Genomic DNA, 22,345 nt, shown 5'->3' with positions numbered 1-22,345 from the left:
ACATCATGAGACTTTCGCACACAGTGAGTTACGGAGTGCGTGCGTTGACGGCGCTGGCCGCTGCCGGGGACTCGAATCCCGTACCATGCCGAGAGTTGGCCCGGATGGCGGATCTGCCGGAGCGCTTTCTGCTGCAAATCCTACGCAGCCTGGTCAATCATGGGCTGCTGGTTTCGACCCGGGGTGTCGAGGGTGGCTACACCCTGGCTCGCCCGGCCACGCAGATCACGCTGCTCGACGTCATCGAGGCGATCGACGGCGATGTCACGCTGGAACTGGCGGGTAGCGGAACCGTGAATCCCATGCTAACCAGCGCCGTGGAAGACGCCACGGAGCGAGTGCGTGAGGAATTGCGCAAGCTGCACTTCGGTCTGTTTGCCGGGCCAGGCGTATCGGGCGGCAAGGTTGCCTCCGAGCAGCGTTGTGCCGCGCCGGCAATTTGCTGAGCGCAGGCGGCTGCCCGCGCGTCCTCCTTGGCAATCGCCACGGGGAGGGGTAGTCTGGCGGCGCGCCGGCAAGTGTTCGCGTGACCGCTCCGGCCAGCGAGGACCGGAGAGTTTCGTGATGCGGCCGCCCGACGAACAGGAGTTGTCTGCCCGGCTAGATGTCGCCACCAAGGCAGCGCGCGAAGCCGGGCAGATCACGCTGCAGTACTTCTGCCGCGACAACTACGCGGTCGAGTTCAAGAGCGATGCGTCGCCGGTGACGGTCGCCGATCGCGAGGCCGAACAGTTTCTCCGCCGCCGAGTGGCCGAATTGTTTCCGGACGACGGTTTTCTTGGCGAGGAATTCTCCGAGGCCGCGGGAACGTCGGGCTATCGCTGGGTTGTCGACCCGATCGACGGGACCAAATCGTTCGTCCAGGGTGTTCCGCTCTACGGCACCATGGTAGGCGTCGAATGGCAAGGGCGCTGCCACGTCGGGGTGCTCTATTTCCCTGGCCTCGATGAGATGGTCTATGCCGCCTCGGGGCAGGGGGCCCATCACGTGCGCTCCGGCCAAGCGCCAAGCCCTGCGCGGGTCTCGCAAGTTGCGAACCTGAACGAGGCCGTCTTCGTCACCACGTGCGTGGGGGATTTTGCCCGCTTTGGCAAAGGCCCTGCTTACCCGGCGCTCGAAGCGGCATGCCGCGTCACGCGCACCTGGGGCGACTGTTATGGCTACTTGCTCGTCGCCACCGGACGCGCGGAAGTGATGGTCGACCCGGTGATGAACGTCTGGGACGCCGCGGCGGTGCAGCCGATTCTCGAAGAGGCCGGCGGCACATTTACCGATTGGGCCGGCGAGCCGACGATTCACCATCGCGAGGGCCTGGCCACCAACGGCAGGCTGCTCGAGGCGGTGCTCGCCCATACGCGCCCTCACGCGGGCCGGTTCGCGACCGCGAGCGGGTGATCGGTCAGGGCGCAGCGCCCGCCGCCAACGCCGCACCGACGGCCGTGTCGAGTTCGGTCAGGCCCTGATCGCGGTTCACTTCGTAATGGCCGACGTGGTAGTGCGCCACGCGACCGTCGCGCCCGACGACCACGAACAACGGTAACCCTGCGCCCGCGCGGCGCGGATCGCCGAATTGCTTGAGTAGCGCGCCGGCGTCGAGCAGGAGCGGATAGCTCAGGTTCATGAATTCCTGCAGTTTTCGCACGCTGCGGGTCGCCGCGCCGCGCAGTTGCTCATCGCCCAGTCGAGTGTCGACCGCCACGCCATACACGGCCACACCCTGCGCGCGGCGCTGACCGTAAAGAAAATCGAGATAACCGATCTGGCCGTACGGCTCCTTGAGCGGCTCATCGCGGTAGTCCCAGAAGTGCAGCACGGTGACTTTGCCGCGCAGGTCGGCTTGCGTGAGCCCACCGTGGCCCAAGCCGGGGATGTCGAAGGGCGCCACCTCCGTGCCGGTGAATTCGCGGACGAGTTTGGCCACGTCGTCAACACGCTCAGTCTGGTTGGCCAGATCGTTTTCCGCCGCGCGCAGCAAGTTGGCCAATGGGCCGGCGCCATGTGCCTCGCGCAGCTTGGGCAGATTGTCGGCCAGCAAACTCACCTGAGCGGCGTTCCATTGCACGGATTCCTGGCGAGGTTCGAGCTGGAGCTGCTGCTTCAGTTCGGCCAGTGACTTGAACGTGGCCAGGGTGGTGTCACGCGTGGCAGAATTCAGAGTCTCACGGCCGGCCAGTTGCAGGGCCAACTCGTATTCGACCCCCATACCCATGAACACGCGTTCCTTGATGGCCAAAACCAGCGGCCCGGAGGTCTCGATCCACGTGGTGCGCTGTCGGCCATAAGGATTGTCGAGCGCGACTTCCCGCGCACGGCCGCCCAGCAGTTCGACTTCGCCCCGGTAGGTGGAAGGTGCGGTCGCCGGTCCCCAGGTGTGGCCCGGCTCGATGCCATCGGGCAGGTCAGCCATGAGCGGCGCGATCGGCACGATGCTCGTACCGTCTCCCCGGTCGTAGAGCAGTGCGGGTCCGCTCGCTGCGCCGGCCGGCTCGCCCCGCTCGTTCAGTTCCCAGACGCCGAAGCGTTCGATCCAGGGCCACTGGCCGCGTCCTTGCTCGTCGAGCAACCAATCGAGTCGCGTCCCGCCCTGGTTGTGCTCGGCAACCAAGACCGACAGGTCGAAGTTTTTCTGAGCCTCGCCGGGCACCCCGTCGCGCCCCATTTCGGCGATCGACCCGCGGTAGACGAGCAGGGTACCTGGCTCAAGCGCGGGATCGGCTCCGAACGCGGCCGCAAGCAAGCAGGTGAGCAGTGCCGGGGACATGTGAGTTTCTCGTTGGGCGGCGGCGGTTTACGACCGAGATTGTAGCCTGCCTGCGGCCGAGGCTGGGCGAAAAAGCTCGCCCGCGCGCTCGCCTTGAGCGATTGTCCGGTACCGGTATACTGGTGGTTTCCTTCCAATCAGCTCGAGCGTCCCAGGGACGTGCAATCGCCGGAGTCGTGTCATGGCCAGGGTTTGTGAAGTTTGTGGCAAGCGCCCCATCTTGGGCAACCGCGTCACCACGCGCGGTAAGGCCAAGTACTTGGGTGGCGTCGGTACCAAGGTGACCGGCATTTCGCGCCGCCAATTCAAGCCCAACCTGCAGCGGGTTCACGTGACCGAAGGTAAGACGAACAAGACCAAGCTCGTCTGCGTGACCTGTCTCCGCAGCGGCGCCGTGGTCAAGGCGGTTCGCAATCAGCCTTTCCGCTTGCCGGCCGGCGCCGAAAAGGCCGCCGACAAGAAGTAACCGCCCCGCTGCCGAGGGCTCGGTAGCTTCGCGTTTGCCGTTGAAGATTGGGCCGCCCGCGGAGCCGGGCGGTCGCCTTGGGCACTCTGGCCACTCGCATGTCGCTGTCGCGTGAGCAAGTCGAAATGGTTTCGCTGCTGGCCCGGTTGAGCCTCACCGCAGCCGAGCTCGACCGAATGACGGCCCAACTGGCGTCGATCGTCACCTATGTCGAGCAACTCGGCGAGGTCGACACCAGCGCTGTCGAACCGATGGCGCACGCCGTCGAGCTGTCGGGAGTGTTTCGCGCAGACGAGCTGCGGCCGAGTTTGCCGCGCGAAGCGGCGCTGGCCAACGCCCCGCAGCAGGACGGAGAGTTCTATCTCGTACCGGCCGTGTTGGGCTGAGCTGCGATGTCGCTTGTCGAACTGACTGCCACCGAGATGCTTGCCGGCCTCGAAGCGGGACAGTTCACCTCGGTCGAGTTGACCCAGGCCTGCCTGGCGCAGATTCAACAGCACGACGGGCGCATCGGCGCATTCTTGAAGGTCTTGGGCGACGCGGCCCTCGAACGCGCTGCCGAGATCGACGCCCGTCGCCGCCGCGGGGGCCCGGTCGGTCGCTTGGGGGGCGTGCCAGTCGCCGTGAAGGACTTGCTCTGCACGCGCGGCGTGACGACCACGTGCGCCTCGCGGATGCTCGAGGGTTTTGTCCCGCCTTACAATGCCACGGTTATCGACCGTTTGCACGCGGCCGATGCCGTGATCGTCGGCAAGACGAATCTCGACGAATTCGCCATGGGCGGATCGACCGAGAATTCGGCGTTTCAAAAGACGCGCAACCCTTGGGACGTCGAGCGCACGCCCGGCGGTTCCAGCGGCGGCGCGGCCGCTTGTGTGGCGGCATCGATGGCGCCCTTGTCGATCGGTACCGACACGGGCGGTTCGATCCGCCAGCCGGCCGGATTGTGCGGTGTCACCGGGCTGAAACCGACGTACGGCCGCGTCAGCCGGTTTGGGCTCGTGGCGTTTGCCAGCAGCCTCGACCAGATTGGTCCACTGGCACACACGGCCGAAGACGCGGCGTTGCTGTTGGAGGTGATCGCCGGGCACGATCCGCTCGATTCGACCAGCGTCGATCGTCCCGTTCCGGCCTATTCGCAGACGGTCCGCCAGCCCTTGGCCGGGTTGCGCGTGGGTCTGGTCCGCGAGCATTTTGCCGCAGGCCTCGACGCCGACGTCGAACGGGCCGTGCGCGACGCGGTGCGGGTCTACGAATCGCTGGGCGCCAAGGTCCACGAGGTGTCTCTGCCGCATAGCAAGTACTGCGTGGCCACCTACTACATCATCGCCCCGTGCGAGGCGTCGAGTAACCTCGCGCGATACGACGGCGTGCATTACGGCTATCGCACGGCGACCGACGTCACGGCCGAAGCGACCGACGACGAAGGGGCGCTCGTAGCCATGTATCGGCGTAGCCGGGCCGAGGCGCTGGGACCCGAGGTCAAGCGGCGGATCATGCTCGGCACCTACGCTTTGAGCGCCGGTTACTACGACGCTTATTACCTCAAGGCCCTCAAGGTCCGCCGGCTGATTCGCCAAGATTTCGACCGAGCCTTCGAGCAGGTCGATCTGATCGCCGGTCCCGTGACGACGAGCTGCGCATTCAAGATCGGAGAAAAGGTCGACGACCCGTTGGCCATGTACCTGGTCGACCTGTACACGGTCAGTGCGAATCTGGCCGGCATCGGCGGGCTGGCGCTGCCCTGCGGCTACAACGCCCAGGGCCTGCCGATCGGCCTGCAATTGCAGGCGCCGCCGTTCGAAGAAGAGCGGCTGTTGCGGGCCGCCCATATGTTCCAGCAGGCCACCGATTGGCATCGGCGGAGGCCTGCGCTATGAGCGACGCGCCGTACGACATCATCATCGGGCTGGAAGTCCACGTGCAGTTGCAGACGCAGAGCAAGCTGTTCTGCGGCTGCAGCACGAAATTCGCCGCGCCGCCGAACACGCAAACCTGCCCGATCTGCATCGGCATGCCCGGCACGCTGCCGGTGATGAACCATCGGGCGTTTCAACTCGCGTTGCGCGCGGCCGTCGCGCTGAATTGCGAGATTGCCCCGTTCACCAAGTGGGATCGCAAGAACTACTACTACCCCGACCTGCCGAAGGGCTATCAAATCAGCCAGTACGATTTGCCATTTTCGCAACACGGCTGGCTGGAGATCTATGATCCCAAAGGCAAGGTCGAACACAAGCGCGTAGGCATCACCCGGGCGCACCTGGAAGAAGACGCCGGCAAAAGCATGCACGACGAGCATGCCGGCAAGGCCGATAGCAAGATCGACCTGAACCGCGCCGGCACGCCGCTCGTGGAAATCGTCTCCGAGCCCGACATGCGCTCGCCGGCCGAGGCCAAGGCCTATCTGACCGAGCTGAAGTTGCTGCTGACCTATCTGGGCGTGTCCGACTGCAACATGCAGGAAGGCAGCCTGCGCGTCGACGCGAATATCAACCTGCATGTGCACACGCCCGCGGGCAAGGTGCCGACCCCGATCGTCGAGGTCAAGAACGTCAACAGTTTCCGCGCGGTCGAACGGGCCATGGCATACGAGGCGCAGCGCCAATACGACGCGTGGCAAGAGACGGGCAAACGCCTGGGCGATGTCCCCAAGACGACGCGCGGCTGGGACGACGTGAACAACGTCACCTACGAGCAGCGCCACAAGGAGGAGTCTAGCGACTACCGCTACTTCCCCGACCCCGACCTGGTGCCGGTGCGGGTCAGCGAGGCCGAGGTCGAACACGTGCGCGCCAGTCTGGGCGAGTTGCCCTCGCAGTTGCGCGAACGCCTGGAGCGCGAGCAGGGGATCACCACCTACGACGCCGACGTGCTCGTCAACCAGGGGCGCGAGCTGGTCGACTATTACCTGGCCCTGGCGACGGCCTGCGGCGACGGCAAACAGGCCAGCAACTGGATGCAACAAGACGTGCTCCGCACGTTGAACGAAACCAGCCGGACGATCGGCCAGTTCAATCTCACGCCCGCGACGTTGGCCGATCTGCTACGGCGCGTCTCGGCCGGCGAAGTGGCCACGAGCCGGGCGCGCGACGTGTTTGCCCGGATGGTCGAGCGTTCGGAGTCTGCCGCCGAGGCGATGCAGGCCTTGGGCATCGAGCGAATCGACGAGTCGGAGTTAGTGGCCATGTGCCGCGAACTGCTGGCAGCCAATCCGAAAATCGTGGCCGACCTGAAAGAGGGGAAGCAGCAAGCCGCCGGCGCCTTGGTCGGCCAGGCCAAGAAGCGCAATCCCAACGTGAACCCCGGTCGCGTTCGCGAACTGTGCTTGGAGCTGGCGGCCGAGTTCTAGGCGCGCTTCTATCGCGCCGCCCGGCAGGGTAGGATCGCTTGTCAGGGGGTGTCCGCCGCGGTGGTGTCGAGCCCCGGCGATTTCGGCCGAATGAGGTTGCCGCCATGAGGTTCGGCGCAGGCAGTCGAATGTGGTCCTTGGCCGGTGTCGTTGCCGTGGCGGGGTTGTTGCTGGGCTGCGAGCCCCTGCTGGCGGCAGAGCCCTCGGCCGGCGTTGAACCTGCGCCATCCGTCTCTGCGCCCTCCGAATCAGCGCCGCCCGATTCTGCGCCAACCCAGGCAGGGCCAACCCAGGCAGGGCCAACCCAGGCAGGGCCAACCCAAGAAGGGCCGCCTCAGGAAGCGTCGCCACAAGCAGGAGACGATTCCCAGGCTTCCGACCCCGCGCCGGCTGACCAGGCACCGCAAGCCGCCACGCCGGCCGCCCCCGAGGCCCCGTCGGCGGACCCGGTGAGCAAGGCCGAGGCGCTGCAGTTTGTCGGTGCGATGCAGGCCGCGATCGAAGCGGGCGATCCCGCGCAAGTTGGCGCGCTGGTCAACTTCGAAGCCGTGGCGCGCAAGGCGATGGGCGGCATTCGCATTGGCGATAGCTATCGGGAGCGCTTCCTCAAGGAGATGCTCGAAGAGCAACAGTCGCTGGCCAGTTGGGGGCATGGCCTGGTGAGCGAGGCGAGTGCCGGCACGGACTACGGCTTGTTGCGTCTGCAGCAGTTGACGAACGCAGATCCGAGCAAGGTTCGCACCTATGCCATCTTTCGCCATAAGCTCTCCGACGTTCGGTTGAACTACTACAACTACGAATTGGGCCGTGCGGCCGACGGACACGTGCAGGCGGTCGATATCTGGGACTCGGCCTCGGGCAACTGGATGTCGACCGAATGGCGACGGCGCTTCATGCCGCGCGTGATCGAAGCGAATCCCAATCTCGAGATCGCGCTCAAAGCCAGCGAGGTGGCCCTGGCCAAGGCCGACGATGCGATCATGGCGCTGATCGCCGATTTCGGCGCGCAGGATCATGCCGCGGTCCTCGACAAATATGACCAGTTGCCCGAGGTCGTGCGCAGCGACAAGACGTTGATGCTGCTCCGACTGGCGTCCTTGCGCGCGTCGCGACCTGCGGAGTTCAACCTAGCGCTCGAACAATTTCGCAAGGCGTATCCGCGCGACATGGCCGGCGACATTCATGGGCTCGACTTTCACGTGAGCCGCAAGGAATACGTCGAGGCCTCGCATTGCGCCTTGCGCATGGACCAGGCGATCGGCGGTGATGCGTACCTGAAATCGCTCGCGGCAAACTTCCTGATTCGCGCCGACAAGGTGGCCGAAGCCAAGGCCGTAATCGCGGCGGCGTTGAAGCTCGACCCGAACATGCTCGAGCTCTATCTCACTGCCTTCCAGATTGCCGTCGAGCAAAATCAAATCCCCGAGGCCATTCGCTGGCTCGAGGCGATGCAGAAGCAGTTCCAGGAGGAACCCGCCGGGCTCGAGACCGACCGGCAATACACGGCACTCGTCAAATCGAACCAGTTCGTCCAGTGGCGGGCCAAGCACCCGCCGCCGGATGTGATCGCGAAATCCCTGATCGAGTCACCCACGCCGCTCACCGAGATCGAAGTGCAGCGAGTCACCGCGGCCTTGGAGAAGGCCGCCGTGGTCCTCGACTCGGCCAAGCTCAACGGCCAGGTCGACTGGGCCCGGGTCGCGGCGCAAGCCGTCAGCGGGTTGAAATTGCCCGACGGCCTGCGGCGCGACGTCGTGAAGGCTGCGCAGCGCGGCGGCCGTGGCGGTTTTGCCCCGATGGTGACGGCCGCAACCCGCGAGGGCGGGCGCTACGAGACGGTGCGCTGCTACCAGCATCAAGGCAAGTGGCACGCGCTGATGCGCCTTATCCGCCGAGATCTGTGGGTTGACTATCACCTGTTGACGATGGTCCGCACTCACGCCGGTCGGCCGATGATCTCCAACGTCTACGACTTCGCCACGGGGCAAAGTTTCGTATCGGCGCAGCGCGAGTCATTGATCAATTCGCAAGAAGCGATCGCCACGATCCAGAACAAGACGGTCAAGATGCAGATGCGCGACCGTGCGCGAACCCTGGACCGGATGTTGCGGCAAAGCCGCAGCCAGCAGCCCAAGGACGCCCTGGCCACGCTCCGTACGCTGCCCGAGAGCCAGCGCAAGAATCGCACGCTATTGCTCAAGGAAATGGAACTGGCCATGCAGGTTGGCCCGGACGAGTGCGAGCAGGTGCTGGCCAGGCTGCGCGCCGCGTACCCCAATGATCCCGCGACGATCTACGTGACCGCGCACCTCTATTACCTGCAGACGCGGCCACAAGAGGCGCTCGATGCCCTGGGAAAGCTCGACAAATTGATCGGCGGCGATTTGTATCTGCAATTGCTGATGGCCCGGCAATATGTGCTGATGAAAGACTTTACCCAGGCGCGGGCAGCGATTCAGAAGGCCATCGACGGCGGCCTGGCGACGCGTGATGCGTACATCAACATGGTGGTCGTGGCAGCGCAAGAGATGAACGCGCCGGTGGCCCTCGAGTGGCTCGACGCGTTGGTGGCGAAATTCCAGACCGACTTCGCGGAGATCGGCGAAGTGGTCGCGCAAGTCCCGGACTTCTTCCGGTCGCCGGAGTTTGCCGGATGGCTCAAGCAGCACGATCGTACGCTGGAAGAGGTTACCCCGATCGGCTTTGACCCTGCGCTGGCCGGCGATGCCCAGGGCGGCGAACCGAGCGCCGACGCTACTCCGGCGGCTGGCAGCCCAACCGAAGCGCCGGCCGATGGCTCCGCGCCGCCGGCCGGAGATCCGGCTGCAGCGCCCTCGGCTCCCGAATCGCCCGCGGGTCCGGATGGTGGGGCACCTGCCGCGCCGGAAGGCGGCACTGCGCCGCCTGCGGAATCGCCGCCCGGTGAATCCCCGCCGACAGAATCTCCTCCTTCCGAGCCCGCGCCGGCAGCGAACCCTCCGCCATCCTGAGCCAGCTTCAGCGTGCTGGCGCCGCCGCGCCAGCGGCGCTGTGCGAAGCTGCGCAAGTCTTAGCGGCGCCGTTGCGACCGCCACAAGTTCCCCTCTCGGCAAAGTCGATGAGCGACACCGGGAGGGACGCACATGTACCGCACACTGAGCCGGGTTGCGCTGGGATTGTTCCTGGCTGTCCTGGTGCATCTGGCCACGCGGAGCCATGTGCAGTTTCCGCTCGAGCCGGGCCAGGTCTACGCCGTGGCCACGCTTTCGAACACGGCCGAGTTCGATCTCCCGTTTGCCGACGGCGACACGCAATATTTGCTGGTTGCCACGAACCAGGCAGCCGAGTGTACAGGCCGGCACTTCGAGCTCGCGGCCGAGCCGGTCGCAGCGGCACAAATCGCTCCGCTGCGGAAGATTGCTCCCCTGGCGCGGCAACAGTTGGTGGCGACGATTCCTGCCATGCCACAAGTCAAACAGCCTGCGCCCGCGCCCGAGCAGAGGGTCTTCTGGCTCGAGGTAGCCGGTGAACCGCAGGCCGCATCGGCGCGGCGCCAGCAAGTCGTCACGCGGCTGGCCGGCGAAGGGGCCCACGTGCGGATCTGGCTCGACGTGAACGACCAGGTTGACTCCGCCTGGGTCCGCGAGGTGATCAACGGGTTTGAATCGCAGGTCCGCCCCACGGCGGCGCGCTATGTCGGCCTGCCCGCCGACGTCGATGGCGACGGCTGCTTCGGTATCGTCGTCACCAGTTGGCTGCATCGCTTGGCAGGTGGCCGGATTGCCCTGGGCGGTATGGTCCAATCCGACGATTACGATGCCAGCGCCACGGAGACCGATGCCAACCGCGCCGATGTGCTGTATCTGAGCGCGGAGTTGGCGCGGGGGCCGCACCTGCAGACGGTGCTGGCGCACGAATTCGCCCATGCCGTCTGCGGCAGCGGGCGGCTCGAGCATCAGTCGCTGTTGTTTTCGTCCCGGCACGAAGAGTCGTGGCTGAACGAGGCGATTGCCCACGTCGTCGAGAATCTGCACAGTGACAACTGGTCGAATCTCGACCACCGCGTGTCGCAATTCCTGGCCCAGCCCGAGTCGACGCCGCTGGTCGTGCCCGACTATCAGGCGGCCGGCTTGTTTCGGGCCGCGGCCCCGCGCGGCAGCACCTATTTGTTCCTGCGGTGGTGCGTCGAACAGTATGGGCCGGGGCTGTTACCCAAGCTGATCTACTCGGGCCGCAGTGGCGTCGCCAATCTCGAGGCGGCCACCGGCGAACCGTTCTCCGAACTGTACCGTCGTTACGCGGCCGACCTGTTTCTGCAGGCGCTGACTGCAGACGGCAAGCAAGCCACCGGCGTGCTGCCGCGGGTCGATTTGGGTGGCGAACTGGGCACGCGCGGCCTGGCGGGCCCGCGGTTCGAATTCTGGGATCTGGCGGCCGGGGAATCGTTGCACCGCGCCGCCCAGGTGACGGGAACGGGCAGCAAATACTTCGTAGTGACGGCGCCGGAAAAAGGGGTGCGCCGGCTGCGAATCACCGCCGAGCGCGGGGCGTCGCTGCAGGTTTCCGTGGTCCGCTTGCGGGACCCCTTGCCGCGGCTGTCGCTGGCCGCGCGCATGACGCCGGACGGCGAGTGCCAGCTCGAGCTGCGCGAAAACGGCGGCCATCGGCTGCGCGTCGATCGAGTGGCCTGGGAGCCCTTGTCCGGCACGGTCAACGCTCAGCCCGGGCCGCAGACGACCTGTCTGCATCGTGCGGCCCTGGCGCAATGCTTCGGGACGACGACCTTGGCGCCAGGCGAAGTGCTGACCGGTGTCCCCGGCGATTTGGCGCGAGCACCGCGAGGGCCTCTCGCGGTGAACGTGGTCGGGTATGATGACGACGGTCGGCGGATCACGTCGTGGGCCACGCTCGATCTCGGCGCAGCCGGGATTCGCGTCGCATCGGCTCCCGACGACACCCGCCGCAAATAGTCGTTGTCCGGCACTCGTTGCGCGTCGCGCCTGCATGTCTCGCCATATCATCACGCTGACCACCGATTTCGGGCCGCAGAGCGCCTACGTCGCGGCGCTGAAGGGCGTGATCTTGTCGATTCACAACGATGCCCGGTTGATCGACCTGACGCATGCCATTGGGCCGCAAGACGTGCGGCAAGGCGCGCTGGTCCTGGCCATGGCTTGTCCCTGGTTCCCGGCCGGGTCGCTGCACGTGGCCGTGGTCGACCCGGGCGTGGGCACCGCGCGCGAACTGATCTATGCCGAAATCGAAGGCCGTGCCTACCTCGCGCCGGACAATGGGCTGCTCAGCGCGCTGACGCGCCGCGCGCGGCCGACCATGCTGCGCTATCTGCGCAACCGCGAGCACTGGCTGCCCGAACAGTCACACACGTTTCACGGACGCGATATTCTGGCGCCGGCGGCCGCGCATCTGAGCCGGGGGCTCGATCCGGCCGCGCTGGGCCCCGAGGCCGAACGCCTCGTTGAATTGTCCTGGCCCGAGCCAATCCCGGGGGATCGAGCACTGAGCGGCGAAGTGCAGTTGGTCGACTCGTTCGGCAACCTGGTGACCAATATCGAGCACGAGCACCTCGCGGCGATCGCGGCCGAGCCCGAGCTGCGGATTCGCTGTGGCCCCGTGACGGCCGTGGGCCTGCAGCGCACCTACGGCGAGCGTCCGGCGGGCCACGTCGTCGCGCTGATCGGTTCGAGCGGCTGCCTCGAAATGGCGGTCGTCGACGGCAACGCGGCGCGGCGCTATTCTTTGGGCGTGGGTGCGCCCGTCTTGTTGACCTGGTAAAGGTCGATCGCTTCGCGGGCCGTTTCCGTCTCCGCCTCTCGAGCCTGGCATGTCCGAACCGACCCGCGAACAACTTCTCGATTGGGACCGGCGCTACGTCTGGCACGCGTTTACGCAGATGGCCGAGTACGAGCCGCTGGTGATTCGCGAGGCGCGGCGGCACACGCTGGTCGACCTCGACGGCCGCGAATTCCTCGACGGCGTCAGCAGCTTGTGGTGCAACGTGCACGGCCATCGCCATCCGCGCTTGGACGCGGCCTTGCGCGAGCAACTCGATCGCGTGGCTCACGTCACGCTCTTGGGCTCGTCGAACGTGCCGGCGATTCGGCTGGCGCAGCGGCTCGTCGAGTTGGCGCCGCCGGGGCTCGAGCACGTGTTCTACTCCGACGACGGGGCCACGGCGGTTGAGGTGGCGCTGAAGATGGCGTTTCAGTATTGGCGCCAGCGCCCCGATCCCCGCCCGGAGAAAAGCTTGTACGTCACGCTGGGCGACGGCTATCACGGCGACACGATCGGCAGCGTGAGCGTCGGCGGCGTCGAGCGGTTTCACGCGTTGTTCGCGCCGCTGTTGTTCGAGACGCTGCGCCTGCCCACGCCGCGGCTGTATCGGCTGCCCGAGGGCGTCAGCCGCCAGACGGCCTGCGCGTATTTCCTGGGGCAATTAGAGGCAGTGCTCGAGCGCGACGCGGCGCGGATCGCCGCGGTAGTGCTCGAGCCCCTGGTCCAGTGCGCGGCCGGCATGATCGTCCACCCGCCGGGCTTTCTCGCCGGGGTGCACAGGCTCACGCGGCGCCACGACGTGTTGTTGATCGCCGATGAAGTGGCCGTCGGCTTCGGCCGCACCGGGCGGATGTTCGCCTGCGAGCACGAAGGCGTAGCGCCCGACTTGCTCTGCCTGGCCAAGGGCCTGACCGGGGGCTATCTGCCGCTCGCGGCCACGCTGGCGACCGACGAAATCTTTCAGGCGTTTCTCGGCACGTTTGCCGACTCGAAGACCTTTTATCACGGGCACACCTACGGCGGCAACCCGCTGGGCGCCGCCGTGGCCTTGGCGAATCTCGACGTGTTCGCTGAAGAACGCACGCTCGCCCGTCTGCCGGCCAAGATCGAACGGCTTGCCCGGCATCTGGAGCGGATCGCGCGGCACCCGCACGTGGGCGACGTCCGGCAGGTGGGCCTGATCGCCGGCATCGAGTTGGTGCGCGATCGCGCGACGGCCGAGCCGTTTCCGTGGCCTGAGAAGCGCGGCTACCGGGTTTGCGACGTGGCCCGGTCGCAGGGCGTGTTGTTGCGGCCACTGGGCAACGTCGTGGTGATCATGCCGCCGTTGAGCATCGAGTTGAACGAGCTCGACGCGATCGTGGCCGCCGCCGAGGCCGGTATCGACGCCGCGACGCGCGACTGAGCCGCCGTTAAGGCCGTCGGCAACCGGCGGCAGGCTGCGTTCGGCGCGTGAGGCCTTGAGTCCGGCCGCGGCGCGGACCGTCGCCTTTCCCCGTGCTCTTGCTGTGTCTAAAGTAGTGCCGAGCGAGCACTGCGGGGGATCTGCGATTGCCGGGTCCGGCCGTGACGAAGCGTGCTTTGCTCGCAGGGTTGTTCGATACACGATGCTTGGAGAAATTGCTGTGACCAGGTGGCCTGCCTCGATCTTCCTGCCGTTGGTTGCCGTTGTCTTGGCCTGTGCGAGCGTGCCTGCCGCGGCCGAGACCTGGGGCGAGAAGCTCGGCTACCCGGCCGGCAAAAAGGTGCTCATCCTGCACGCCGACGACATCGGCATGTGCTACGAGGCCAACCAGGCGGCCAAGGAACTGCTCCCCGCCGGGGTCATTCAATCGGCCGCGATGATGGTGCCGTGTCCCTGGTTTCCGGAAATCGCTGCCTGGTATCTCGAGCATCCCGATTTTGACATGGGCCTGCACCTGGCGCTCACCAGCGAGTGGAAGTACTATCGCTGGGGGCCCGTCGCGCCGGCGAGCGAAGTTCCCGGACTGCTCGACAAGAAGGCCCAGCAGCGCTATCTCTGGCCCGACGTGCTGCCGGTGGCGATGAATGCCTCGCCGGCCGAAATCGAGCGCGAGATCCGCGCGCAGCTCGCCCGCGCCTTGGAGCTGGGCATCAAGCCGAGCCATATCGACACGCACATGGGCACGCTCTACGCCCGGCCCGACTACACGGCGGTCTACATGAAAGTGGCCGAGGAGTTTCGCATCCCGGCGATGGTGATCGAGAACACGCCCGAGGTGATGGCGAAATTCAAGCGGCAGGGCTACCCGATCACCGATCAGCTCCGCAAATTGATCGACGCCTACAAGCTGCCCAAGCTCGACGATTTCGACGCGGTCGACGAGGGTAAGACGTACGACGAGAAGCTGAGCAACTTTTTTGCCGAGGTGCGCAGCCTGCGGCCCGGCATCACCGAACTGATCTTTCACCCCAGTGCCCCGTCCGAGGGCCTCAAGCACATCACCGGCTCCTGGCAGCAGCGCATCTGGGAGTATCAGATGTTCTCCGACCCGCGCGTGCAGGAGTTCCTGAAGACCGAGGGCATCGTCTTCACGAACTGGAAAGAGATCATGCAGCGGTTCGACGAGCGGGCGGGCGCGACCGCAAAATAGTGCTGGCGCAGGGACGACAGCAGCCTGCATGGTCTGCGATCGCTCCGGTACAACCGGAACTTTGATGCCCCCCGCGCAGGAATGCTCGTTGGCCGACCGATCCAATCGACTGGCGCAGCAGGAAGCTGCGCAATCCCAGGCGGAGACAGTCGCATGGACGCGATACGGCGGCTCGGGTTGCTGGTGCTCGTGGCGTGGCTCGCGCTGGCAGCTTCTCGCCAGGCCCGGGCGCAGTCGTTCGGCATCGAGTTGCATAACACGCTCATGCCGGCCTCGGGCGGGATGGCGGGCGCGAGCCTCTCGCGTCCCCAGGACGTGCAATCGGCGATCAACGGCAACCCGGCCACGCTGACGCAGTTCCGCGGCACGCAGTTCGGAATGGGCGGCGCGTGGGCCGAGCCCACCTACAACATCACCCAACTGGCGCCCTTGCCGCTGGTTGGAGTATCGCCTTACTCCGATCGCTCGGGCACACCGGGCGGCACGGTCCCCAACATCGGCGTCACGCAGGATTTGTCGGCCTTGGGCCTGCCGGCGACGTTCGGCATGGGCCTGATGACCAGCGCCGGTGCCGGCGTCGATTTTCGCGGAGTGCCGGCGTCGAACGGCACGTCGGCCCAGTACCTGGCGCTCGACGTCGTGACGGGCATGGGCATCGACGTGACCCAGCGGCTCTCGCTCGGCGCTGGACTGACCTTGGGCAATTCGTTCCTCGACGGTCCCTTCACCGACACCGGAGGCATGGTGCCGGCCTATGGCTTGCGCGGAACGCTGGGCGCAAATTACGCCGTCAGCGAGTTCACCACGGCCGGTGCCTATTGGCAGACCGACAAGCACTTCACGTTCGACGACGCGGCGTCGGTAGGAGCGCCGTTCAATCGGACCTTCGACGTCGAGTTCGAGCATCCCGAGAATTTCGGCCTGGGCCTGGCCAACAACAGCCTGGCCAGCGGGCGACTGCTGCTGGCCGTCGACGTGCTGTACAAGCTCTATGGCGAGGCCGACTTCCTCGATCGGCTGTACGACAACCAATGGGTCTATCAATTCGGGATGCAATACTCCGCCACGAAACGCCTGCGATTGCGGACCGGCTACGCCTACAACGAAAACCCCATGGCCGACGCGCAGATCACTTCGATCGGCGGCGTCCCGTTGCCCGACGGCGTGCCCGCGCTGCGCTACATCCAGGGCCAGTTTGCGGCCATCTGTCAGCATCGCTTCACGGCGGGCTTCGGCATGCGCGACGCGCTGCCGGGCCTGGACATGGACTTCTTTGCCGGCGGGATGTTCGAAAACACGGACCAATTCGCCGCGACGATCGCCCGGGTCGAGAGCTACTGGGTGGGCTTGGGTATGACCTGGCGCTTTGGCCGCGGTGCCAGCGAGCCGATCGGCGTGGCCGATCACTGGTCTCGCGACTGATCGCTTGCCGGCACGCGGCCAAGGTCGGCTGGGGCCACCTGCTCGTCATGGGCCAACTCTCCCGGCACAGGGCTGTCGCAGCGCATGGTTCGCTGGAGACAAGTAGGCCGGATCGCGCAGGGAAGCATGCCTACGCCATGATTCCGGTGCGTGCTACGGCATCAGCAGCATGATGCCGGCTCCGGTCTCTCGGAGGAAGTCGGTTCAGCGCCATCGCCAGTGCCACTTCGCTCCAGCCGGTGCCCCCAACCGGCCGGAGCGAGTGACACAACGCCGCCTCCTGCGGATTCTGTCGAACCGAAGAAGCTCCCTTTCGCGACTATCGTCGCCGCATGGATCTGTATTCTGGACAGCCTTGCTGATCACGATACGCCTGAAGAAATGGTGGCCCCCGGACGTGACGGCAGAGGTCGTTGTCCCCGCCAGCGATGCTTCAGGCCGGTGCGTCCTCGCCGATTGCGGGACCGCCACGCGAAAGACTTCGAACGCGAACCCGAGACGCGCGAGACGATGACCTACATCACGATTGTCGACCCGCTGATACGCCGCTGGGCAAGCATCTATCGTGCATGGTGGCGCGTCCTTCGAGGACGTTACCTCCCGAGGCGTCTCCATAACGGGATCAATCCGCACAGGGCAATCGCCAACAGAACAATCGTCGAAGGTTCTGGTACGTTGTAGATCAGCAGGCCCGTTGCCACGATGTAGCCTTGAAGCGTGGCTGAAACATCAATGGGCGATGTCATCAGCATCACGGGCGCAAATGAGACCGGCAATGCCAGGGTAACTGCGTACGTTCGATTTTGGCCGGATTGACTGACACGATCTCCGAAAAAGCCGACGCCGGAGTATCTGTGGTGGGCGGGTAGCAGTGGGAGATCGAATGGGCTCCCTGAAAAATCAAGCGTGCCGGATCCTATTAGGCCACCAATCGCACCCGTGCCCGTGTAAGTCATAAGTCCGCTGTCGACGTAGGAAGACGGCGTTACCACGTCGGTGGGATAATAATCGGCGAAATAGCCCAGACCAAAATCAACCGCATCTGGGTCCGTCTCCAGAAACCCGGAAGTCGTCAGGCCGTGCATGGAGATGCCAAGATTTCCGACAACAACCCCGCCCAAAAAACTACCGAAGTCGATGAATGTCTCGGTATCTTCAAGTGCCCAATCGCCACCCGATAAAGCAAGATCGAGACTGTCAAAATCCTGATGTGTTCCAAACACCCGTCCCTCAGTCGTCACGTCTTGCACACCAGAAACAGATGTGGTTGGCGCCGCTGTAATCAATCCATTGGCTGCCGATATGTGCAGGGTAAGAAACGATTGACTGCTGTCCAACGTCAAGGTGGTAGTGATCGGCACGGCATGTACGGGCGTCGCCATCCAGTTGACCACCAGCAACGATGCGACTACCAACCAATGGCTCTTTTGAATCACGAGCGTTCCTCCAGGAAGTTTTGGGATCGGTCATGGTCGTGACGCGAGTACCGTCGGCCAGTCACCCCGATCGACCCTGCTCGCCGGCGAAAGGATCGCGTGCCCGGGCGATCTGCCATTCGCTCGAAACGTCCGGCCGCAGGATGGGCCGGCCGAACGCGTGAGCGCGGCCGCCCCCCCCCACAAATGCGGTCTATGCGAAAATCGGCCTCAGCCCAGGAAAAAGAATTTGACGGGCCGCGCAGGCAAGCCCCAAGTCCTCCTGGCACTTGTGGTAAGGTTGATATCCGCCCAGCGGTTAAGCATATTAGTCTCCGGGGGCTGCGGCCGATTCCGGCCTGAAACGCATTCCAAGGGATTGCGTAGTGACGGCAACCCATCCCGACGAATCGAGGCACCAAGGCGGCGATCCCGCCGCGGGCGATACGCCATTTCGACGCTTGCTCGAAGCGGCACGGATTGGCTCGTCGGGCGCCTTGGGGGAATTGCTGCAGAATTGCCGGGGCTATCTGTTGGTGGTCGCGGGCGACAAGATGCGCCCCGAACTCAACGGCAAGCTTGCGGCCAGCGACCTGGTCCAGGAGACTTTTGCGGCGGCGTCCGCGCACTTCGAACGTTTTTCCGGGACGAACGAATCGGAGTTCTTGGCCTGGCTCTGCAAGATTCTCGAAAATGCGGCGGGCATGGCGAACCGCCGTTACTTTGGGACGAACAAGCGCGATGTGCGCCGCGAACTGCAATTAATCCTGGATCCGTCCGACGCGCGTCTAGTCGCCGTCGAAGCGGACGATACCCCGATCAGCTTGCGCGCGCAGCGCGACGAAGAGACTCGCCTTCTGGCCGCGGCTGTTGATGCCCTGTCCGAAGAACATCGCCGGGTCATTCTGCTGCGAAACTGGGAGCGACGCGGATTCACGGAAATCGGGCAGGAGCTGGGGCGCTCGGCCAGCGCTGCCCGCAAACTCTGGCTGAGGGCCTTGACCGAGTTGGAGCGGCGCCTGCCCAAGGCACAAGCAGTGGACGACGAGACAGAAGCAAGGGAGACGATTGATGCAGCCGTCGAATCTCCCGCCCGACGGCAGGAATTTTCGCGACGGCGCGGCTGACGCAGAAGAGCGGCTGGCGCTCTTGGTCGAGTCGTACGACGAGCATTTGGCCGGTGAATCGCTAGGAGAGGCAGTTGCCACCACGCCACCCGAACTCCCTCCGGACGAGGTCGCGCTGATCGAGCGCGCTCAACGTTGTGTGGCCTGGTTGGAACGAGTCCGCCGGCGAGCACAATTCGAGGTACCGGTGTCGCAGCCGGAATTGCAGGATGCGGCGATCGATGGTACGGAGGAGCATTCGACGATCGGCCGCTTCGAGTTGTTGCGCGAGTTGGGCCGTGGCGGTCACGGGATTGTCTATCTGGCTCGCGATCCGTTCCTGCGCCGTAGCGTAGCGTTAAAGGTGCCGCGCCCCGAGGGGCTGGCGACTCTCGACCTGCGGCAGCGGTTTCTGCGCGAGGGGCGGGCGGCCGCAGCCCTCGCTCACGAGAACGTACTGACGGTCTATGAAGCAGGCGAGATCGGCCCAATCTGCTATTTGGCCCAGGCATTCTGCAGCGGGCCGACGCTGGCCGAGTGGTTGCATGACCAACACGGTCTGGTCGCGCCGCGCATCGCTGCCGAACTGGTCGCCGGCCTGGCCGATGGCATCGCCCATGCCCATGCGCATGGGGTCTTGCATCGCGATCTGAAGCCCAGCAACGTTCTGCTGGAGCCGGCAAGAATTGCGGGTGGCGCACCGTTTACTCCCAAGTTGACCGACTTCGGGCTGGCCAAGGTGCTCGAAGCCGACGCCCATCAGACGGTGACGGGCATCCCGCTGGGGACGCCGGCCTACATGCCGCCAGAACAGGCCACTGGCAACACTGCGGCGGTCGGCCCGTCCTCGGACGTGTACGGGCTGGGGGCGATCCTGTACGAGCTGCTGACGGGGGAAGCGCCGTTTCGTGGCGTGTCTCCGGTCGATACGCTGCGCAAGGTGATTCACGATGAGCCGGTCTTGCCACGGAAATTGCGGCACGACGTGCCCCCCGATCTGGAGGCGATCTGTCAATGCTGCCTGGAAAAGGAGCCGGCGCGACGATACCCGTCGGCCGCTGAATTGGCGGCCGATATCAGGCGTTATCTACGTGGCGAGCCGACTCTCGCGCGTCCCGCGTCGACCATGGAGCGAACGATCAAGTGGGCCCGGCGCCGCCCCTGGATTGCTGCCCTCATTGTCGTGGTATGCGTGTCGCTGACGGTGCTCTTCTCGACCATCAGCATTTACACCGTCAAACTCCGCGGGGCGCTGAGCGCATCGGAGCAGAGCCGCCAAACCATGCGGCTGCACCTCTACGCAAGTGATCTTCGTTCTGCGCAAGACGCCTGGCTCACGCACCGGCTCGCCCAATGCATTGAACTCTTGCGCCGGCAGCAGCCCGGGAAGACCGACCCCGACCTTCGAGAATTCGCCTGGGGATACCTTTGGAAACAAACTCACCAGGCAGCGTACGAGCTGCGCAGTCATCCCGGTGCCGTGTATGCGCTGCAATTTGCCCCCGACGGCCGGCACGTCTGGTCGGCGGGCGATGATGGCGTCGTGCGGCTGTGGGACCTCGAGAGTCAAGCAATCGTGCATGAGTTGCGCGGGCATACCGCGGAGGTCAACGCCTTGGCCTTGTCGCCCGATGGGCGGTGGCTAGCCACTTGTTGCGACAAGGGGGAAGTAATCGTCTGGGACGTCGACGGTGAGCCCCAGGTCGACCGCCGCTGGTCAGTGAGCGTCGACGAGTTGTACGCTGTGAAGTTCTCTCCAGCGGGCGATGTGCTGGCCGTGGCTGGTGCGGATGGCATGGTGCGCCTGTTCGCGCTGCGCGGCGACACGGCCGCGCGAGAGTTCGCAGCGCACGCCGGGCCGGTATTCGCACTGGCGTTTCAATCCGATGGGCGGCGGCTATTCAGCGGAGGCAAGGACGGACGACTGTTGAGCTGGAATCTGGACGATCCCTCGGCGGCACCACAGGAATTGATCGCCGATCCGGCCGACGCGGTGGCCGACCTGGACGTGTCGGCGGAGGACAATCTTCTCGCGGTGGCTCGGGGCAAGCTGGAAATCTACCGCCAGGGGAATCTCAAACGCGAGGCCGGCATCGGCAATGGCGATGAACAGCTTAGCTGTGTGCGCTTTTTCGGAGGGGGCCATTACATCGCAGCCACCGATCGCGACTCGTCGCTGCGGATCGTCGAGTGGCGCCGGGGAAACCGTGGCATGCGGGCCGTGGCCGGCCATCGGGGGCGGCTTTACTCCGTCTCTTCCACGCCTGACGGCCAACGAATCGCCACGGCCGGGGAGGACGGCGCCATTCGCATCTGGCCGACACGCAGCGTCGGCTTGGACTACAAGATCACGATCGAAAGCGAGCACTCGGGCTGGTACCGTTTTGCCGTCGCCGGCGACTGGCTGTTGGAGAAACGCGGCCGCGCCGCCGATCCCCTCGACCTGCGTTTGTATCGTTGGGAATCCGCCGGTTGGAATGCAGTCGACCACTGGACCGCCGCCGACCATTCGGAAACGGTCAGCTGCGATGTATCAGCCAATGGCCGCTGGGTGGCGCGATCGTCAGCGCACGAGGTGCTTGTTTGCGACCGATCGAGCGAGCGCGCATGGCGGCGATTTGGCGCACTCAACTCGCCGGTGCATGAAGTAGCTCTCTCCGTCCACAACGATCTACTCCTTGCGGCCGGGCGCGGCGAACTAAGGGCCTGGCGGCTGTCGACCGGAGAGGGACTTTGGGAGGTGCAGATCCCCGCGGCCAACTACTGTAGCGACCTGCTGGCGGACGACGGCTATGCTGTGTGTGTCGTGGGCTATGAAGTAGACGTGTTTGAAGCCGATACCGGCCGGCGGCTCCTTAACTACGCGAAGCCAGGCATCGATTTTCACAGCGCCGCACTGGTCAATGGACAAAATGAGTTGCTTGTAGCGGCCTCAGACCGTGCCATCTATCGCTGGCGGCTTCCCGACGGCGCGTCGCTGCCAGCGTGGGCTGGACATGATGTGCAAGTCATGCACCTGGCCGTGCATCCAAACAGACGTAACGTTGCAAGTCTCGATATCGCTGGCACCCTTAAGCTCTGGGATCGATTGACGGGGCAGGTGCTCGTCACACTCGACGCGCGCAAGGCTGCGTCGCTGGCGTTTACTTCCGACGGACACTCGTTGCACCTCGCGCGAGACCAGGAGATCGGGTGGAGCCAGGTTTGGACGTTTGGGGCGGAGCGTCCCGCGGGATCGCACGAAGCGCCGTAGCGTTAGCGGCGGTAAGAGGAGCATGTGCGCCACTCGCCATGCTTCGCAGCAGGCACACCCCGACGGGGAGGTGTGCGGCACGTCGATGTCTGTTCGCTGCGCCAGGGGGGCTTGTTGCCCCCTCTCTGCGGCGCTGCCAGAGTGCCGCGAGAGCCGAGAGCGGACACGCACGCTATCTCCGTCTCG

At 65.2% G+C, this 22,345-nt stretch carries 16 protein-coding genes; 14 read left to right on the top strand and 2 right to left on the bottom strand.

Annotated elements, in window-relative coordinates:
- The first annotated feature begins 5 nt into the window (after window positions 1-5).
- Together K1X74_04790 and hisN are read left to right on the top strand one after the other, a co-directional pair.
- The gene (locus tag K1X74_04790) at window positions 6-446 is read left to right on the top strand and encodes an Rrf2 family transcriptional regulator (protein MBX7165644.1); all 441 of its coding nucleotides are present in this window, start codon (window positions 6-8) and stop codon (window positions 444-446) included.
- A gap of 118 nt (window positions 447-564) precedes the next feature.
- Complete coding sequence (gene hisN / locus K1X74_04785; GenBank protein MBX7165643.1) at window positions 565-1,395, top strand: histidinol-phosphatase; 831 nt, start codon at window positions 565-567, stop codon at window positions 1,393-1,395.
- A gap of 4 nt (window positions 1,396-1,399) precedes the next feature.
- On the opposite strand, the gene K1X74_04780 is transcribed toward hisN, so the two are convergent.
- The gene (locus K1X74_04780; protein ID MBX7165642.1) at window positions 1,400-2,761 is read right to left on the bottom strand and encodes a TlpA family protein disulfide reductase; all 1,362 of its coding nucleotides are present in this window, start codon (window positions 2,759-2,761) and stop codon (window positions 1,400-1,402) included.
- 181 nt (window positions 2,762-2,942) lie between these two features.
- On the opposite strand from K1X74_04780, the gene rpmB reads away from it, so the two are divergent.
- From rpmB to K1X74_04730, 10 genes are all read left to right on the top strand, one after another.
- Window positions 2,943-3,227 carry a 50S ribosomal protein L28 gene (gene rpmB / locus K1X74_04775; protein ID MBX7165641.1) on the top strand — a complete coding sequence of 95 codons (285 nt, stop codon included), beginning with the start codon at window positions 2,943-2,945 and terminating at the stop codon, window positions 3,225-3,227.
- 98 nt (window positions 3,228-3,325) lie between these two features.
- On the top strand, window positions 3,326-3,613 hold the full coding sequence (gatC, locus tag K1X74_04770) for an Asp-tRNA(Asn)/Glu-tRNA(Gln) amidotransferase subunit GatC (GenBank protein ID MBX7165640.1): 288 nt from the start codon (window positions 3,326-3,328) through the stop codon (window positions 3,611-3,613).
- 6 nt (window positions 3,614-3,619) lie between these two features.
- Window positions 3,620-5,107, top strand: a complete 1,488-nt coding sequence (gatA, locus tag K1X74_04765; protein MBX7165639.1) for an Asp-tRNA(Asn)/Glu-tRNA(Gln) amidotransferase subunit GatA — start codon at window positions 3,620-3,622, stop codon at window positions 5,105-5,107.
- Entirely contained in the window at window positions 5,104-6,576 is a 1,473-nt protein-coding gene (gatB, locus tag K1X74_04760) for an Asp-tRNA(Asn)/Glu-tRNA(Gln) amidotransferase subunit GatB (protein MBX7165638.1), read from the top strand. Before gatA ends, gatB begins: the two co-directional genes overlap by 4 nt.
- A 449-nt stretch (window positions 6,577-7,025) precedes the next feature.
- Entirely contained in the window at window positions 7,026-9,566 is a 2,541-nt protein-coding gene (locus K1X74_04755) for a tetratricopeptide repeat protein (protein ID MBX7165637.1), read from the top strand.
- 132 nt (window positions 9,567-9,698) lie between these two features.
- Window positions 9,699-11,525: a hypothetical protein gene (locus K1X74_04750; protein MBX7165636.1), complete on the top strand. Its 1,827-nt coding sequence runs from the start codon at window positions 9,699-9,701 to the stop codon at window positions 11,523-11,525.
- Between the two features lie 34 nt (window positions 11,526-11,559).
- Complete coding sequence (locus tag K1X74_04745; GenBank protein MBX7165635.1) at window positions 11,560-12,348, top strand: SAM-dependent chlorinase/fluorinase; 789 nt, start codon at window positions 11,560-11,562, stop codon at window positions 12,346-12,348.
- A 49-nt stretch (window positions 12,349-12,397) separates the two neighbouring features.
- The gene (bioA, locus tag K1X74_04740; GenBank protein MBX7165634.1) at window positions 12,398-13,753 is read left to right on the top strand and encodes an adenosylmethionine--8-amino-7-oxononanoate transaminase; all 1,356 of its coding nucleotides are present in this window, start codon (window positions 12,398-12,400) and stop codon (window positions 13,751-13,753) included.
- 220 nt (window positions 13,754-13,973) lie between these two features.
- Window positions 13,974-14,963 carry a polysaccharide deacetylase family protein gene (locus tag K1X74_04735; protein MBX7165633.1) on the top strand — a complete coding sequence of 330 codons (990 nt, stop codon included), beginning with the start codon at window positions 13,974-13,976 and terminating at the stop codon, window positions 14,961-14,963.
- A gap of 153 nt (window positions 14,964-15,116) precedes the next feature.
- The gene (locus K1X74_04730; GenBank protein MBX7165632.1) at window positions 15,117-16,385 is read left to right on the top strand and encodes an outer membrane protein transport protein; all 1,269 of its coding nucleotides are present in this window, start codon (window positions 15,117-15,119) and stop codon (window positions 16,383-16,385) included.
- Between the two features lie 593 nt (window positions 16,386-16,978).
- On the opposite strand, the gene K1X74_04725 is transcribed toward K1X74_04730, so the two are convergent.
- On the bottom strand, window positions 16,979-17,821 hold the full coding sequence (locus K1X74_04725; protein ID MBX7165631.1) for a PEP-CTERM sorting domain-containing protein: 843 nt from the start codon (window positions 17,819-17,821) through the stop codon (window positions 16,979-16,981).
- 515 nt (window positions 17,822-18,336) lie between these two features.
- Here K1X74_04725 and K1X74_04720 point away from each other — a divergent pair.
- A complete protein-coding gene (locus K1X74_04720) occupies window positions 18,337-18,927 on the top strand; it encodes a sigma-70 family RNA polymerase sigma factor (GenBank protein ID MBX7165630.1) in 591 nt (196 codons plus the stop codon).
- On the top strand, window positions 18,872-22,159 hold the full coding sequence (locus K1X74_04715) for a protein kinase (GenBank protein MBX7165629.1): 3,288 nt from the start codon (window positions 18,872-18,874) through the stop codon (window positions 22,157-22,159). The genes K1X74_04720 and K1X74_04715 overlap by 56 nt, the downstream gene beginning before the upstream one ends.
- The last annotated feature ends 186 nt before the right edge of the window (window positions 22,160-22,345 follow it).

It is taken from the genome of Pirellulales bacterium, from assembly GCA_019694435.1.
Classification (GTDB): domain Bacteria; phylum Planctomycetota; class Planctomycetia; order Pirellulales; family JAEUIK01; genus JAIBBZ01.
Note: the sequence above shows the minus strand (reverse complement) of the source record. Positions and strands in the feature narration are given on the sequence as shown.

Excerpts from the sequence above, each read along its gene's own strand:
- gatB (MBX7165638.1), top strand. The coding sequence starts at position 5,104 with ATGAGCGACGCGCCGTACGACATCATCATCGGGCTGGAAGTCCACGTG.
- hisN (MBX7165643.1), top strand. The coding sequence starts at position 565 with ATGCGGCCGCCCGACGAACAGGAGTTGTCTGCCCGGCTAGATGTCGCC.
- K1X74_04715 (MBX7165629.1), top strand. The coding sequence starts at position 18,872 with ATGCAGCCGTCGAATCTCCCGCCCGACGGCAGGAATTTTCGCGACGGC.
- K1X74_04790 (MBX7165644.1), top strand. The coding sequence starts at position 6 with ATGAGACTTTCGCACACAGTGAGTTACGGAGTGCGTGCGTTGACGGCG.
- K1X74_04780 (MBX7165642.1), bottom strand. The coding sequence starts at position 2,761 with ATGTCCCCGGCACTGCTCACCTGCTTGCTTGCGGCCGCGTTCGGAGCC.
- rpmB (MBX7165641.1), top strand. The coding sequence starts at position 2,943 with ATGGCCAGGGTTTGTGAAGTTTGTGGCAAGCGCCCCATCTTGGGCAAC.
- bioA (MBX7165634.1), top strand. The coding sequence starts at position 12,398 with ATGTCCGAACCGACCCGCGAACAACTTCTCGATTGGGACCGGCGCTAC.
- K1X74_04750 (MBX7165636.1), top strand. The coding sequence starts at position 9,699 with ATGTACCGCACACTGAGCCGGGTTGCGCTGGGATTGTTCCTGGCTGTC.
- gatC (MBX7165640.1), top strand. The coding sequence starts at position 3,326 with ATGTCGCTGTCGCGTGAGCAAGTCGAAATGGTTTCGCTGCTGGCCCGG.
- K1X74_04745 (MBX7165635.1), top strand. The coding sequence starts at position 11,560 with ATGTCTCGCCATATCATCACGCTGACCACCGATTTCGGGCCGCAGAGC.
- K1X74_04730 (MBX7165632.1), top strand. The coding sequence starts at position 15,117 with ATGGACGCGATACGGCGGCTCGGGTTGCTGGTGCTCGTGGCGTGGCTC.
- gatA (MBX7165639.1), top strand. The coding sequence starts at position 3,620 with ATGTCGCTTGTCGAACTGACTGCCACCGAGATGCTTGCCGGCCTCGAA.